The sequence below is a fragment of the Lysinibacillus sp. FSL K6-1151 genome (assembly GCF_038630755.1).
GTDB lineage: Bacteria > Bacillota > Bacilli > Bacillales_A > Planococcaceae > Lysinibacillus > Lysinibacillus fusiformis_D.
The window spans coordinates 4,063,199-4,079,093 of the sequence record NZ_CP152040.1 but is presented as its reverse complement, the minus strand read 5'-3'; the positions used below and the strand labels follow the sequence as shown (position 1 = coordinate 4,079,093).

Below are 15,895 nucleotides of genomic sequence, written 5' to 3'. Positions count from 1 at the left end.
TATTTTTATCTTGAGTCCGCTTGAACAAAAAAATTTACGTACTTGAAATACTAAAGGGAGCGATTGAAATGCAAACATTTTATGCAGATTTACATATTCATATTGGGCGTACTTCTAGTGGGCGAGCAGTGAAAATTACTGGCAGTAAAACATTAACATTAGCAAAAATTTTAGAGACTGCTAGTGCTAGAAAGGGATTAGATATTATTGGGATTATTGATTGTCATTCACCCGAAGTAATCGAAGAAATGATGGAGATGATTGAACAAGGTGAACTACAGGAATTAAAAGAGGGCGGCCTACGCTTTCAGGAAACAACGTTGATTCCAGGGTCGGAAATCGAAATTTACGATCAATATTGTCATGGACCTATTCATGTGCTTGCTTACTTTCCAACACTGATGCTAATGAAGCAGTTCTCTGATTGGATGTCCCAACATATGAAAAATATCCACTTGAGTTCACAGCGAATTTATTGTGACGGTCTCATATTACAGCAAAAGGTGCATGAATTGGGAGGTCTGTTTATTCCTGCCCATGTTTTTACACCATTTAAAAGTTTGTTTGGTAGAGGGGTTGAGCGTAGCTTAACAGAAGTCTTTGATCCGCAGCTTATCGATGCCATTGAATTAGGGTTAAGCTCTGATACCAATATGGTAAGTCGTATCAAAGAATTACAAGCATATACGTTCGTTAGTAATTCTGATGCCCATTCGCTTGGAAAACTGGCACGTGAGTATCAAAAGTTACAATTAGCAGAAGCAAATTTTGCAGAATTAAAAATGGCTCTACATGAACAACAAGGTCGAGCAGTAACAGCGAATTATGGTTTAAATCCTTTGCTTGGCAAGTATCATCAAACGGTCTGTGCTAAATGTGGAGAACGACTAGGTAACGAAGCTACCATATGTACAAACTGTGGAAGTATGCAAATCGTAAAGGGTGTAGCTACACGTATTCAGGAACTATCAGAGGATTTTCTGAATGAACGAAATAGACCGCCTTATATTCATCAAGTACCACTTGATTTCATCCCTGGTATTGGCCCTAAAATGATGGAACGTCTAATAGAAGCATTTGGTACTGAAATGAATATTTTACATGTGGTAACGCTCAACCAGCTTGAACAAGTTGTGCCACATAAAATCGCCCATTTAATTGATTTAGCTAGAACGGGTCAATTAGCGATCGAGGTTGGTGGTGGTGGAATATATGGAAAAATACAGTCTGAGTAGAGAAAAGTTTAAAAAGATTGCTGTAATTTAACCTATTTTTAACTCGCCTCTAGTAAAATAGTGAAAACAATGACTATTTTACAAGTGGAGGAGAGAGTAAATGCGATTATCAAAGAAATTTCGTTATTTAGCAGCGAGTGTACTGGCTTTGCAATTAACCATCCCTGTAGTAGCTAATGCACAAGAACAAGACGACTACATAGCACCAAGCTGGGTTATTCAATCTGATTATGTGGCACTAGGCGACTCATTAGCACATGGAATGAATGAGGTAGGTGTTATTGGGTTAGGCTACACGGATTTTATTGCACAGGCCTTACAGCAGGGTGGCTTCCTTACTTCTTATAATAAGGGCTTTGCTATGTCAGGCTACACTACCAAAAATGTTTTAGCAGATTTACAAAATGATGTAGAAAAAACAGTCACAGGTTTTGGATACACAAAGGAACAAGTAAAGTTACGAGCTTCTATTAAAGAGGCAGAAATCATTACATTAACGGCTGGAGCAAATGATTTATTACCATTATTAAAAGAGTCCCAAACAACGGGAATTGATACGATGGCCCTTGTTAAAGCTACTAAAGAAGCTGTATCGAATATTGCTACAATCCTATCTGAAATCAAAAAGATAAATCCACAAGCAGAAATATATGTGATGGGCTATTATAATTCTTTCCCATACTATAGTGAGAATCTACAAAATCAATTTAAACTGTTATTGGCTACAGTGAATTCAACAATTAAAGCAACCGCTGAAAAAGCAGGCGCCATTTTTGTGCCGACATACGATGTTGTTGCAAAGGATGTTGCAAGCTATTTACCAAACCCTGATAACATTCATTTAAGTGAAGCTGGTTATTTAGCGGTCGCAAATGAAGCATTTTTACCAATCATTAAAACTAGCTCGTTATGGGATATAACGAAGGCTATTCAAGTAGATGTGAAAGATCGTACAACTGTAGAGGTTAAATGGCAGGACGCGACAGATAATGTAGGTGTGGCAAATTACAATGTCTATGTGAATGGAAAATTAATCTCAACATTGGATGCAGATACGACAACATTTACACTTGAAGATTTAACAGAAAATACAACCTACAATGTTTCCATCAAAGCAATCGATGCAGCTCGTAATGAAAGTATTCAAAATCCAACGATTACTTTCACTACAAAGGGAACAGTAAGCTTTACAGATACAGCACAGCACTGGGCGAAAGAATACATTCAAAAAGCTGCGGGTGCTGGGCTAATGAATGGTTATACGGATGGGACATTTAGACCTGATAGTAGTGTAACGCGTGCGCAGGCCGCTGCTATTCTTGTGAGAAGTTTAGAGTTATCTACAGATGAGAAGGCACCATTTACTGACATTGCAAATTATGACGCAGTAACACAATCAGAAATTGCAGCAGCATATGTTCATGGGCTTATTAAAGGAACGGATGGGAAATTTAACCCTGGACAGTCTGTTACACGTGCTCAACTAGCATTAATGATAAGTCGTGCCTATGAACAGCAATTTAATCAACCATATAGTGCAAAGGGCGATGTGCCATTTACAGATGTAACCTCTTATAATGCAGAAACAAAACGTGCCATTACCATGTTGTATGAGTTGGGGATTGTGACAGGAAATGAAGGGGAATTCTCACCAGAAGCTGTCACAACAAGAGGTCAAGCCGCTAAAATATTTACAAACCTTAGTCAAATATTCATTAAATAATGCTGAAAAGGTAGGGGGACATCACCTCTACCTTTTGACGTTTTTAATAAAAACGAAGTATAGTCTAACTATGTTGTAGAACGTATTTAAAGAGGAGAATGGGGATGCTGTCATTTATATTATCTGCGAAAAGATTAGTAAAAGGGTTGTGGAAGTCATTTAAACGTCCTCAATTTATCTCATTATTTACTACATTGTTTTTAATCATTTTATCAGGAACACTGTTTTACAAGGGAACGGAAGGATGGTACTGGTTAGATGCTATGTATTTTGCTGTAGTGAGTTTGATACCAACAGGCGTAGAAACAGGGTTATATCCAACAACGACTTATTCTAAAGTATTTACAATGATTTATTTAATAGTTGGTACGGGAGTAATGTTTATTATGTTGCTAATGCTAGGGCGTTCTATCGTAGATTTTTCTCTGAATGAGGAAGAAAAAGAAGAGATGAAGAAACGTTTGAAAAAGTAAAAAGCAGTACGATGAATTTTTGAACAATTCATTGTACTGCTTTTTTTTATGATAGTTTGGCAATAATGCCTTCCTCGTCGTCTAAAACAAGCTCAATCCCAGTTGAGAATGGGTCACTATGTAGAACATCTTTAATCCAAACACGTAATGCACCAATCATAGCTGCTGTATTAAGCACTTCGATTTGACCGTTTACTTCAACCTCTGCACCAAAGCCAGCGTCATCTTCGTAAGTCAATTCGACAAGAACTGCCTCGGGACGAATGTTTTTATAATAAGCTTGAGATAAACAAATAGCATTAATAATATCTTGTTCGTTGATTATTTGTGCCATTGTGCTTCCTCTTTGCGCTTCTTCTCTTTAAACATATTCATAATCTTAACCACAAGCATCACGATAACGGCAATTGCAGCTACATTAATGAGTAGACCTAAAATATTGCCAAGAATCCCCATGCCACTAAATAGACTGCCGAATAATAAACCAGCTAGACCACCAAGCATTAAGCCTTTCATTAGACCGCCAGAGAAAAAGCCACCTTTTTTAGTAGTATCTACTTTATTAGTAGAGGATGAGTTGTTTTTATTTGTTGTTGCATTATTTTGATCTTTAGAAGTATCCTTAGATTTTTGGATATTCGAGCTATTATTGTTGTTGTTAGTGAAGCCTTTTTTACCTGATTTATAGGATTTAGCTTCTGCCGTTGGCGTATCCGAAATGAATAATGTTGCACCAACAGTCGAAAATATCAGTGTCGCTGCAAAAAGAGCGGCAAGAATTTTTTTCATTACTTACATTCCTCCAATATAATTTTGAATTTGGTCATAAACTAGTTCTTATATAGTAATATTACATGAACTATATTAAAAAATAAAACAAACGCCTTCAATAATTGAGCTATATCATCAAATTTGAACAAGTAGTGACAAATGCCATGATTGTGAAAATTCTGCAATAGAAAGGAGTGAAACGATGCTACTAACTTTAACACTTTTCACCACATTATTTCTCGTATTGTACTTAACAGAAAAAAGGCGCTTTCTCAATGCGGTAGCACTAGGTTTAATAGGGATATATATGATAAGAGCGTTCATTATGCACTATCCATTATTGCTGTCAAATGATCAGGGGATTATTTCAGAAATGGGGATATTTATTATATTGGGAAGCTTTCCAAGCATTATGTTTATTTTATCAATCGCAATGTTTTTCAATAGTAAAGTATTATTAGAGAAGGAAGGGCGTAAAGTACGTAATTTAATGTTAGCCATTCTCGGACTAAGTTTTGTTATTATGATGATATGGTATGTTTTCGTCATTTTTATCCAAATAGAAAATATACTTTGGCATATTCTTTTCTTCTATGCGTTTTTGGTTTTTGGCTATACAATGTTTTTATACACAAGTGTCCTTGCCTATGCAATACTGTATCATTTTACACCCATACGCTATGAACCAAATTATATTATTGTATTGGGCTCAGGGTTAATTGGGGATAAAGTGCCCCCACTTTTAGCAAGTCGTTTAGATGAGGCAGTAAAGCAGTATAAAAAGTATGGGGAGAGAGCTTTTGTTATTGTCTCTGGTGGTCAAGGCAATGACGAAAAGCTAACCGAGGCATATGCCATGAAACAATACTTAATAGATGTACATCATCTTCCCACTGACAAGATATTGCTCGAAGATCAATCGACCAATACAGAACAAAATATGGTCTTTTCCAAAAAAATAATGGACCATCATGCGCAGGGAGAAAAATATCGTTCGCTATTTGTGACCAATAATTTCCATGTATTTCGTGCAAGTATTTATGCTAAGAAAGCAAAGCTAGATGCAGAAGGAATTGGCTCAAAGACAGCCTTTTACTATGTTCCCAATGCATTTACACGAGAATTTATAGGCTTATTAGATATGTATAAATGGGCCCATATTACAGTCTTTTTAATCATTACGCTATTCGTTGGCTTATTATTGAGAGCATATGTGTAACCAAATTTCAACTGTCTTCCATATAATAGTGGCAAGGCAGTTTTTTTACATAGTGTGCAAGGGAGGAAAATAATGTACGAGCAAATGTTAGCCAAGCGAAATAAAGAAAGAATTGATTCCCTACAAAATCTGACACAGTCAGAAAATACATGGTTTGCTCAAAATATAAAATTACTTACATTCACGGAAGTTACCCTAACAGCCTTGCAAAAAATATTGTATCAAATAGTGCGAGGGCTATTGAAAGAACAGCAACAACGGCATTTACAAATTATCCATTCAGAACAATCTCAGTCCATACAGGAGAATGTTTTAACATTGTTAGCGGAATATGACGATGTCTTGCGTGATGCCATTCCCGAATCTATCTATATCCTTGTTTGGCAAATTTCTTCGTTAGAAAAGCTAGCAAGCCGTATAGCAGTAGTTGATGATGTACTTGATATTGTGGAGTGGTACTTCCGTCATCAAGATGAACAGCTCCCTATTTTAGATGAAGAGGATTTAGATCATGAAGTCATTATTGATTTATATAAAGAAGCAGTTGAAGAACAAGACGCAGATGCACAATATCAATTGGGAGAATACTACAACGCTAGAGAAGGTGAACATTTTCAACCTGAAAAATCATTGAAATGGTTTGAATTAGCAGCGCTTCAGAATCATGCAGATGCTCAATACGTACTAGGGAATTTTTACTTTGAGGGGATTGGTGTGGAAGAAAATGATTCCCTTGCTTTTTCATACTATGAAAAAGCAGCTTTACAGGGGCATGCGGATGCCGCCAATAATTTAGCGGATATGTATTTCAATGGGGAAGGCGTACCGCAAGATTTTATATTAGCAAAACAATGGTTTGATTATGCTGCTGAAAAAAATGTGGCAGAGGCGATGTTTACGTTAGGAATTATATACGAGCAGGGACTGGGTGTTGAAGCAGATGTAGAAGCAGCTTTCAATGCCTACAAAAAATCAGCAGAGCTAGGTTATGTCGAAGCGCAATATCGGCTTGGTGGAATATATTTAGAGGGACGCTTGGGTCAAACAAAGGAGGTAAACCGCGGCCTCTTTTGGTATGAAAGAGCGGCTGAACAATATCATGTAGATGCCTTTTATGATTTGGGCTATATATGGAGTAATGGACTAACTGGTATACGCAATATCGAAAAAGGTATTCATTGGTTTAAACAGGCTGCAATTCAAGGAGACGCGGACGCTAAGCTACAACTAGGGCATATTTACAATAAAGGTGAAGGAATTGCTAGAAACCTAAAAGAAGCCATCAAGTGGTATGGCCTCGCAGCAGATGCTGGTGTTGCAGAAGCTTCTAAAATATTACAGGAACTTAAAGGATTGTAAATTTTGTGTGAAAAAATATAGTTTATTTGAATTATTTATTTGCCATACATTTATAAAACTTTTGATTTAAAATGGGTTGTATTTTTAGGTATATGGATGCTCTCGTGGAGAGGGTAAAAAATATTGATATAGTGATATTTAAAGAAGATTAATAAAAAAGGATAAGAAAAATAAAAAAAATAGGCATAATAAACAAGAAAACGGGTAAAAAAGCTACCAAATAATATTGTGGTAGCTTTTTTCTTATGCATTACCATTAATTTTAAGATAGGGACTTTTGGTGTGGTATATGTAAAAAAACGGAATCGATAAGATTGACAGCAATTTATAAAATGATTAATGTAAATGAGTGATTTTGAAATAAAGCATACGTAAATAAGTCTACTGTTAGTCATGTACTGACTAGGTCTGCTTGCTGAGCGGGAATATTTTTTATGTGATTGTACAAAGAGGTACTCGACATGCTTTTGGAGGAAGTGTGCCAGACAGAAAGAGTATTAGCCCATAGCATAATAGCTAATCTGTTTTTATCGGTATTTTTTCTTGTATCAATCAATATGTTAAAAAAGGGATTTGGTGTTTCTCAGCCTGCTGAAAGTAAACGGAATGAAAGAGGGAAGATGTGTGATTTTTCAAAAACAGAGAAAGACGAAGGTATTGGATTTACAGCAATATACAGTAAAAATGGATTTGTCTACTCGCCAATCAATGGTGAAACAAATTGAAATGCTGAATCTAACGAAGCAAGACTTACAATATTTAAAAGCTTTCCAGCCATATGTTATGGACAATGTAGATCACATCGTAAACCGTTTTTACAACATGATAGGAACAGAGCATCATTTGGTAGATATTATTAGTCATCATAGTTCTGTAGACAGACTTAAAGTAACGCTACGGCAGCATATTATTGAAATGTTTAACGGAACCATTGATGAGGTTTATTACCAAAGACGAGTAAAAATTGCAAAGGTACATGTTCATATTGGGCTTAGAACCCAATGGTATATTTGCGCATTCCAAGATTTATCCATATCATTTATTGATTTAGTCGAAAAAAATATAGAGCACCCCCAAGATCAATTTAATACGATCAGGGCCATATCGAAAATTTGTAATTTCGAGCAGCAGCTCGTTTTGGAGGCTTTTGAAAACACTGTAGAACAAATGAAAGAAAAAATGATGCATGAGAAAGAAGCTATTGAACGACAAATTGTTGATTCTTCCGAAGCACTTGCCACAATTTCTCAGGAAACAAATAATTCATTTTGCTGCTTAAGCAAGCAATCTGACGAAATTAAACAATTGGCTAAAAAATCACTTGATGTCTCAACACTGGCTGAAAATCAAGCACTTGAAGGTCGTGAACGTTTAAAAAATCAATCACAAAATATGCTTAATATTATTCATTCACTTCATGATATAGAAGAAAATATTGAACAATTATCGGATATGTCTAGGGAAATGGAGACAATCATGAATGTTGTTACTAATATTGCTAATCAAACCAATCTGTTGGCATTGAATGCTGCAATTGAAGCGGCGCGTGCTGGAGAAGCGGGCAAAGGCTTTAGTGTAGTGGCTGATGAGGTGCGTAAATTATCTATTCAAACGAAGGATTCGGTTACTTCGGTGGCATTGTTATTGAAAAAAACGAGTGAACGGACAGAGAAATTAGAGCATTCTCTGGCAAATATTCAAGATGAAGTGGCGTCAGGTGAGGAAAACATGTTACAAACTGAAGGTCAATTTACAAGCATATTGGGAGCCATGACAGAAGCAAAGGATCAAAACGACTGTATGGCAACGAAAATACAAGCAATCGTCGGGATATTAAACGAGTTAGGGACATCATTTACAGAAGTAACGAATTCAGCAGAAAACTTAGCGAGCTTTTCCCAAAATCTAAAAGGATAGACTACTAAATTAACGTTTATGTTTCCGTATTTTTTAGACATATTAAACACTATAGTACCTATAAATATGTGTATTTTTTGTAAACCTTGAAATGGAAATTCCATATGATTAAGCTAGAGCTATCTCACAGATGAGGTAGCTCTATTTTTGCTAAATTTGTAAAGGGTTTAACGTAATTTTCAATGAAAATAAGTTTATACTGTAGGAAGAACTAAAAATAGGGGCGGTTACTATGAAAACAGTTGTTGTATTAGGTGGCGGTATTACAGGATTATGCACAATGCATTATTTACAACGTCAAGTGAAGGAAAATAATGTAGATGTGCGTCTAGTGCTTGTAGAAAAAAATACATATTTAGGGGGCAAATTATATTCAACACATGAGCAAGGTTTTATTATGGAAACAGGTGCTGACTCGATTGTAGCTCGTCATAAAGGTGTTATGGAGCTTGTACAGGAGCTTGATTTTGAGGAGAATCTAGTTTACAACGAAACAGGTATTTCCTATATTTATACGAATAATGAATTACATGCCATTCCGGCAGATTCTACTTTTGGAATACCAATGAGTTTGGCATCCTTGGAGCAAAGCACATTGATTACAGAGCAAGGTAAACAAGATGCATTAAAAGATTTGACTTTACCAAACAAAGACTTCACAAAGGAAAGTTCAATTGGAGAGTTTTTAACCTATTATTTAGGGGAAGAGCTTGTAAAAAATCAAATTGCACCCGTTCTTGCAGGTGTTTATTCAGGTGATTTACACCAGCTTTCGATTGCCTCTACTTTACCGTACTTGATTGACTATAAGAACGAGTATGGAAGTATCATAAAAGGCTTTGATGCGAATCGTGAGCAATTTGCTAAAGCAGCCAATAAAAAGTTTATATCGTTCAAAAACGGTTTATCTTCTCTAATTGATCGTCTCGAACAAACATTAACCGATGTAGAGATCATCAAGGGTGTCGCAACTGTCAATGTTCAAAAGCAAGAAAACCACTATTCAATTGCCTTAGCTAATGGTGAAAGCATCGAGACAGATTATGTCGTTTTAGCACTGCCGAATGAGGCTGTTCAAGGCCTACTACAGGATGAATCATTAAACCGTTATTTTGACCAATTTACGACAGCTTCAGCAATTACGATCTATTTAGGTTTTGATGTACCAGACTCTAGATTGCCAGCAGATGGAACGGGCTATATTGTCTCACATAATTCTGATGTTACATGTAATGCTGCAACTTGGACAAGTCGTAAATGGAGGCATACATCAAGAGATCATAAATTACTTGTGCGACTCTTTTATAAAAGCATCAATCCAGCATATGAGCAACTCCGTGCCATGTCTGACGAAGAATTAGCAGCGGTTGCTTTAGAGGATGTGCGCAAGAGCCTAGGAATAGAGGAACAGCCAACAGTTATTAATGTCACAAAATGGATTGATCAAATGCCAAAATATGATCTAGCTCACCGTGAAGCATTACAAGGTTTAGTTCAAGAATTACAAGAAAACTATCCTAATCTATCCATCGCAGGTTGTTCATACTTTGGGGTAGGGATTGGTGCTTGTATTCAAAATGGGAAAAAAATCGGTGAGGAGCTTGCAAAGGAACTAGCCAATTTCTAAGCTTTTAAGTGAAAAATTTCTTTGTTATGTGAAATAGTCTTGACTCATTCGTCAGTAAACGATATGATTCTTTTAATTATTTAAAAAATTCATACTACATTCTTATCAAGAGAAGCAGAGGGACTGGCCCATTGAAGCTTCAGCAACCAACTTTTTTGTCAGGTGCTAAATCCAGAAGACCATTGAGTCGAAGATGAGAAGGAAAAAACAATGATGAGTCATTAAAGCCTTCTTTTTTTTATAAAAGAAGGCTTTTTATTATACAGAGATATAGGAAGAGAGGCTAGTTTAATGAGATTGCTTGAAAGGTTAAAAACGCATGTATTGACGGCAGATGGCGCAATAGGCACAGTGCTTTATGGCTATGGTTTGGAGTATTGTCATGAGGAAATGAATGTACAGAAACCTGAGTTAATTGAAAAGATTCATAGAGAATATATTGCAGCTGGTGCTGATATCATCCAAACGAATACGTATGGTGCAAATGCCATTAAATTAGCTCGCTATGGATTAGAATCGCGTGTCCAACAATTTAATGAAGCAGCGATTACAATCGCAAAGCGAGCTGCGGCAGATGGAGGTCAGTTTGTCTTAGGGACAATTGGTGGTATTCGTGGTATTCGTAAAAGTGATGCAACGTTAGATGAAATCTTAGCAACTATTGAGGAGCAAGCGAGTGTTTTACTTGCTGGGAATCCAGACGGCCTTTTACTCGAAACCTATTATGATTTTGAAGAATTAACAGCTACCTTAAAGATGCTACGGACAAAGACAAAATTACCGATTATTGCGCAAGTTTCCATGCACGAACCTGGTGTTTTACAAAACGGTATGTCTTTAAATAACGCCCTGCATGAGCTAGAAAAACTTGGTGCGGATATTGTGGGTGTCAATTGTCGTTTAGGTCCACACCATACCATTCAGGCGTTTGAAGGTGTAGAACTTCCTGATAAGGCATTTATGTCGGCTTATCCGAATGCTTCACTCCTTGACTTAGAAGATGGTCGTGTCGTTTATGAGTCAGAAGCTGAATATTTTGGTCGAGCGGCTGTGGAATTACGTGATCAAGGGGTACGCTTAATTGGAGGCTGTTGTGGTACGACACCGAAGCATATAGCAGCAGCGAAGAAGTATTTAGAAGAGTTATCACCAGTTCATGAAAAGTATGCCAAACCGGAGAAGATTCAAATTGTTCGTGAAGCAGAGCCAACGAAGTATGAACCTCTTCATGAAAAAGTAAAGCGCGAACGCTCTGTCATTGTAGAGCTAGATACACCTAGACATCTGGAAATTGATGGTTTTCTGGAAGGGGCAAAACAATTGTATGATGCAGGAGCAGATGTCGTCATGATGGCAGACAATTCTCTGGCTTCTCCACGTATTAGCAATATTGCTATGGGTGCATTGTTGAAGAGTACTAATGGTGTACGTCCTCTAACACATATTACATGCCGAGATCGTAATTTAATCGGTCTGCAATCACATTTAATGGGGTTAAATGCATTAGGAATTCATGATGTGTTAGCTGTTACTGGTGATCCAACAAAAGTTGGGGACTTCCCAGGTGCCACAAGTGTTTATGATGTCTCATCAATGGAGCTGATCCAATTAATTAAGCAGTTAAATCAAGGCATTTCCTTCTCAGGTAAACCACTTCGTAAAAAAGCAAATTTTTCAGTAGCTGCTGCATTTAATCCAAATGTCCGTGTATTAGATCGTGCTGTGGCACGCTTAGAGAAGAAAATTGAGTATGGAGCAGACTACTTTATTTCACAGCCAGTATATACGAAGGAAAAAATTGTGGAAATTTATGAGGCAACCAAGCATTTGCAAGCACCTATTTATATTGGTATTATGCCCGTTACAAGTTATAAAAGTGCTGAATTCTTACATCATGAGGTGCCAGGCATAAAATTATCTGAAGATGCCTTAACAAGAATGAAGGCCTGTGGTGAAGATAAAGAACGTGCAACATTTGAGGGGATTGCCATTGCGAAGGAATTAGTTGAGGTGGCTGCACAGTATTTCAATGGCATTTACCTTATCACTCCATTTTTACGTTATGATGTGACATTAGAGTTGATGAAATATATTGAGCAATTGGATGAACAGAAAAAAGGGGTAAGTATACATGGCTAAGCACTTGATTGAAAAGCAACTAGAGAAACGTATTTTAATTCTTGATGGCGCAATGGGAACAATGCTACAAAACGAAAACTTATCCGCTGAGGATTTTGGCGGGGAGGAGCTTGATGGCTGTAATGAAAATCTTGTGCTTACTAGACCTGATGTAATTAAGGAAATTCACCATAAATATTTAGAGGCAGGCGCAGATATTATTTGTACGAATACTTTTGGCGGGACACCTCTTGTGTTAAATGAATATGATCTTGGCGCAAAAGCGGAAGAAATTAATAAACGTGCCGTCGAAATTGCTCGTCAAGCAGTGGATAACTTTTCAACATCAGATTGGCCACGCTTTGTTGCTGGCGCAATGGGTCCAACAACAAAAACATTATCCGTAACTGGCGGTATTACATTTGATGAGCTAGAGGAAAACTTTTATGTACAGGCGAAGGCGTTAATTGAGGCAGGAGCAGACGTCCTTTTACTAGAAACTAGTCAGGATATGTTAAACGTAAAAGCAGGTACTCTAGGTGTAGCACGTGCTTTCGCGGCAACTGGCAAAGAACTACCCGTCATGATTTCAGGAACAATTGAACCGATGGGTACAACACTCGCAGGGCAAACGATTGATGCTTTTTATATTTCTATTGAACATATTAAACCACTATCCGTTGGCTTAAACTGTGCGACTGGACCAGAGTTTATGACGGATCATATTCGTTCATTAGCAGAGCTTTCCACAGGCTATATTAGCTGTTATCCGAATGCAGGCTTGCCGGATGAAGAAGGTTGCTATCATGAATCACCAGAATCTTTATCACAAAAATTAAAAGGCTTTGCAGAAAAGGGCTGGCTTAATATTGTAGGTGGATGTTGTGGGACGACTCCAGCTCATATCACAGCTATCCGTGAGGTTTTAAAAGATGAAAAACCACGCCAAATACCAGAGAAAACACATGGTCATGCGGTATCAGGAATCGAACCATTATTGTATGACGATTCTATGCGTCCATTATTTATTGGTGAAAGAACGAATGTTATAGGCTCTCGTAAATTTAAGAATTTAATCATTGATGGGAAGTTTGAAGAAGCTGCAGAAATTGCACGTGCGCAAGTAAAAAATGGTGCACATGTTATTGATATTTGTTTAGCCAACCCTGATCGTGATGAATTAGCTGATATGCGTGGTTTTATGCAGGAGGTTGTGAAAAAGGTTAAGGTTCCTCTTGTAATCGACTCGACAGATGAAAAGGTCATTGAGGAAGCATTAAAATTTTCTCAAGGAAAAGCCATCATTAACTCTATAAATCTAGAAGATGGTGAAGAACGATTTGATGCAGTAATGCCACTCGTAAAGAAGTATGGAGCCTCATTGGTAGTTGGAACCATTGATGAAATAGGAATGGCCGTTGATCGTCATCGCAAGCTTGAAATTGCCGAACGTTCCTATAAATTATTAACTGAAAAATGGGGACTTGCACCGGAGGATATCATTTTCGACCCGTTGATGTTCCCTGTAGGGACTGGTGATGAGCAGTATATTGGATCGGCTCTAGAAACAATTGAAGGAATTCGACTAATCAAAGAAAAGATGCCACAGACATTAACTGTACTGGGTGTAAGTAATATTTCATTTGGCTTACCACCAGTTGGCCGTGAAGTACTGAATGCTGTGTATCTTTATCATTGTACACAGGCCGGCTTAGATTATGCCATTGTCAATACAGAGAAACTAGAGCGTTATGCATCCATTCCAGAGGCAGAAATTAAACTTGCAAATGACTTACTGTTTAATACGAATGATGAAACATTAGCAGTATTCACAGACTTTTATCGTGATAAAAAGAAAGAAAAGACCGAAGCGGATATACCAAAAACGGTTGAAGGTCGTTTAGCTTATTATATTTTAGAAGGTACAAAAGAAGGGCTGATTGAGGATTTAGATGCTGCACGCGAAATCTTTGAGGCGCCACTTGATATTATTAATGGTCCTTTAATGGCTGGTATGGCTGAGGTAGGTCGATTGTTTAATGATAACCAACTCATTGTAGCGGAGGTTTTACAATCAGCAGGCGTGATGAAGGCTGCTGTTGCCCATTTAGAGCAATTCATGGAAAAGGATGAAGAGAGTGCTGGAAAAGGGAAAATGGTTTTGGCTACCGTTAAAGGAGATGTGCACGATATTGGGAAAAACCTTGTTGATATTATTTTAAGTAATAATGGCTATAAGGTTGTCGATTTAGGCATTAAAGTAACACCAGCACAATTGATTGAAGCGATTCGCAAGGAAAAACCAGATTTTATCGGGCTATCAGGCTTACTGGTAAAATCAGCGCAACAGATGGTCATTACTGCTCAGGATTTCAAAGAGGCTGGCATTGATGTACCGATTTTAGTTGGTGGAGCTGCACTTTCTCGACGCTTTACAGAAACAAAAATTGCAGATGAATACAATGGTCCAGTTATTTATTCAAAGGATGCTATGCAGGGATTAGAGCAAGCAAATCTATTAATGGGTAAGGAAACGCGTGCGAATTTCTTAGCTGAAATCCAGGAATCTCGTCAAAAACGTCTAGAGGCAGATGTAAAAAGAGCTGCACGTCCAGCTAAAGAGATAACAATAAAGCCAGTACGTACTGTAAAGGGAGCGTCAGTATTTTTACCAGCTGATTTACGTCGTCATGTGAAGAAAGACTATGCAGTATCGCATTTATATCCATACGTCAATATGCGTACATTGCTGGGACATCATTTAGGCTTGAAAGGGCAGGTTCAGCAATTGCTAGATGCCGGTGATTCACGAGCAACAGAACTAAAGGATTTAGTAGATGATTATTTAAAAAGTGATTTATTAAAGCCTTCAGGTTTATATCAATTTTTCCCTGCTCAAGCGGATGGGGATGATGTCGTTGTTTATGATCCTGCCGATAGTAAAACAGAAATTGAACGTTTTACTTTCCCGCGCCAGCAAGTAGAACCATTTTTATGTCTTGCCGATTTCTTAAAAACGGTAGAGAGTGGAGAAATGGATTATATTGCGCTCATGGTGGTAACAGCAGGGCAAGGGGTTATGGCAACAGCTCGTCAGTTAAAAGATTCTGGCAAATTCCTTGAAAGCCATGCACTGCAATCGACTGCACTAGAATTAGCAGAGGGCTTTGCTGAACGTATGCATCAAGAAATACGTGACCAATGGGGCTTCCCAGATGCCACTGATTTTACAATGAGAGATCGTTTTGCAGCTAAATATCAAGGGCAACGTTTTTCTTTCGGTTATCCTGCGTGCCCTAACTTGGAGGATCAGGAAAAACTATTCGGCTTATTAAAGCCTGAGGATATTGGCGTTCACCTTACAGAAGGTTTTATGATGGAGCCTGAAGCATCTGTTTCAGCGATTGTTTTTGCTCATCCCGATGCTCGCTACTTCAATGTTTAAGGCGTAAA

11 protein-coding genes and 1 riboswitch are annotated in these 15,895 nt (G+C 37.6%); of the genes, 9 read left to right on the top strand and 2 right to left on the bottom strand.

Translation table 11 applies throughout. The features are described from left to right. Positions 1-68: 68 nt before the first annotated feature. From MHI04_RS19720 to MHI04_RS19710, 3 genes are all read left to right on the top strand, one after another. The gene (locus MHI04_RS19720; RefSeq protein WP_340812197.1) at positions 69-1,235 is read left to right on the top strand and encodes an endonuclease Q family protein; all 1,167 of its coding nucleotides are present in this window, start codon (positions 69-71) and stop codon (positions 1,233-1,235) included. A 100-nt stretch (positions 1,236-1,335) separates the two neighbouring features. Continuing rightward, positions 1,336-2,958, top strand: a complete 1,623-nt coding sequence (locus MHI04_RS19715) for an S-layer homology domain-containing protein (RefSeq protein ID WP_340809543.1) — start codon at positions 1,336-1,338, stop codon at positions 2,956-2,958. Between the two features lie 104 nt (positions 2,959-3,062). Then, complete coding sequence (locus tag MHI04_RS19710; RefSeq protein WP_036124610.1) at positions 3,063-3,431, top strand: ion channel; 369 nt, start codon at positions 3,063-3,065, stop codon at positions 3,429-3,431. A gap of 46 nt (positions 3,432-3,477) precedes the next feature. Here MHI04_RS19710 and MHI04_RS19705 read toward each other — a convergent pair whose 3' ends face one another. Both MHI04_RS19705 and MHI04_RS19700 read right to left on the bottom strand, forming a co-directional pair. Beyond that, on the bottom strand, positions 3,478-3,765 hold the full coding sequence (locus tag MHI04_RS19705) for a DUF2653 family protein (RefSeq protein WP_036124608.1): 288 nt from the start codon (positions 3,763-3,765) through the stop codon (positions 3,478-3,480). Then, the gene (locus MHI04_RS19700; protein WP_141905387.1) at positions 3,753-4,220 is read right to left on the bottom strand and encodes a hypothetical protein; all 468 of its coding nucleotides are present in this window, start codon (positions 4,218-4,220) and stop codon (positions 3,753-3,755) included. The genes MHI04_RS19705 and MHI04_RS19700 overlap by 13 nt, the downstream gene beginning before the upstream one ends. Positions 4,221-4,404: 184 nt before the next feature. On the opposite strand from MHI04_RS19700, the gene MHI04_RS19695 reads away from it, so the two are divergent. From MHI04_RS19695 to metH, 6 genes are all read left to right on the top strand, one after another. Beyond that, a complete protein-coding gene (locus MHI04_RS19695; protein WP_342535114.1) occupies positions 4,405-5,421 on the top strand; it encodes a YdcF family protein in 1,017 nt (338 codons plus the stop codon). 72 nt (positions 5,422-5,493) lie between these two features. Continuing rightward, the gene (locus MHI04_RS19690) at positions 5,494-6,780 is read left to right on the top strand and encodes a tetratricopeptide repeat protein (protein ID WP_036124602.1); all 1,287 of its coding nucleotides are present in this window, start codon (positions 5,494-5,496) and stop codon (positions 6,778-6,780) included. Between the two features lie 624 nt (positions 6,781-7,404). Beyond that, complete coding sequence (locus tag MHI04_RS19685) at positions 7,405-8,697, top strand: globin-coupled sensor protein (RefSeq protein WP_036124600.1); 1,293 nt, start codon at positions 7,405-7,407, stop codon at positions 8,695-8,697. Between the two features lie 232 nt (positions 8,698-8,929). Then, complete coding sequence (locus tag MHI04_RS19680) at positions 8,930-10,324, top strand: protoporphyrinogen oxidase (RefSeq protein WP_058843593.1); 1,395 nt, start codon at positions 8,930-8,932, stop codon at positions 10,322-10,324. 99 nt (positions 10,325-10,423) lie between these two features. After that, a riboswitch (SAM riboswitch) is annotated at positions 10,424-10,524 on the top strand. A gap of 91 nt (positions 10,525-10,615) precedes the next feature. Beyond that, a complete protein-coding gene (locus tag MHI04_RS19675; protein WP_089934270.1) occupies positions 10,616-12,463 on the top strand; it encodes a bifunctional homocysteine S-methyltransferase/methylenetetrahydrofolate reductase in 1,848 nt (615 codons plus the stop codon). Continuing rightward, positions 12,456-15,887 (top strand): methionine synthase, encoded by a 3,432-nt coding sequence (metH, locus tag MHI04_RS19670; RefSeq protein WP_036124594.1) that lies wholly within the window; start codon positions 12,456-12,458, stop codon positions 15,885-15,887. The genes MHI04_RS19675 and metH overlap by 8 nt, the downstream gene beginning before the upstream one ends. Positions 15,888-15,895 lie beyond the last annotated feature (8 nt).

What these genes read in the sequence shown, in the direction of transcription:
- MHI04_RS19690 (WP_036124602.1), top strand. Translation starts at nt 5,494, where the DNA reads ATGTACGAGCAAATGTTAGCCAAGCGAAATAAAGAAAGAATTGATTCC.
- MHI04_RS19695 (WP_342535114.1), top strand. Translation starts at nt 4,405, where the DNA reads ATGCTACTAACTTTAACACTTTTCACCACATTATTTCTCGTATTGTAC.
- MHI04_RS19705 (WP_036124608.1), bottom strand. Translation starts at nt 3,765, where the DNA reads ATGGCACAAATAATCAACGAACAAGATATTATTAATGCTATTTGTTTA.
- metH (WP_036124594.1), top strand. Translation starts at nt 12,456, where the DNA reads ATGGCTAAGCACTTGATTGAAAAGCAACTAGAGAAACGTATTTTAATT.
- MHI04_RS19680 (WP_058843593.1), top strand. Translation starts at nt 8,930, where the DNA reads ATGAAAACAGTTGTTGTATTAGGTGGCGGTATTACAGGATTATGCACA.
- MHI04_RS19710 (WP_036124610.1), top strand. Translation starts at nt 3,063, where the DNA reads ATGCTGTCATTTATATTATCTGCGAAAAGATTAGTAAAAGGGTTGTGG.
- MHI04_RS19700 (WP_141905387.1), bottom strand. Translation starts at nt 4,220, where the DNA reads ATGAAAAAAATTCTTGCCGCTCTTTTTGCAGCGACACTGATATTTTCG.
- MHI04_RS19715 (WP_340809543.1), top strand. Translation starts at nt 1,336, where the DNA reads ATGCGATTATCAAAGAAATTTCGTTATTTAGCAGCGAGTGTACTGGCT.
- MHI04_RS19720 (WP_340812197.1), top strand. Translation starts at nt 69, where the DNA reads ATGCAAACATTTTATGCAGATTTACATATTCATATTGGGCGTACTTCT.
- MHI04_RS19675 (WP_089934270.1), top strand. Translation starts at nt 10,616, where the DNA reads ATGAGATTGCTTGAAAGGTTAAAAACGCATGTATTGACGGCAGATGGC.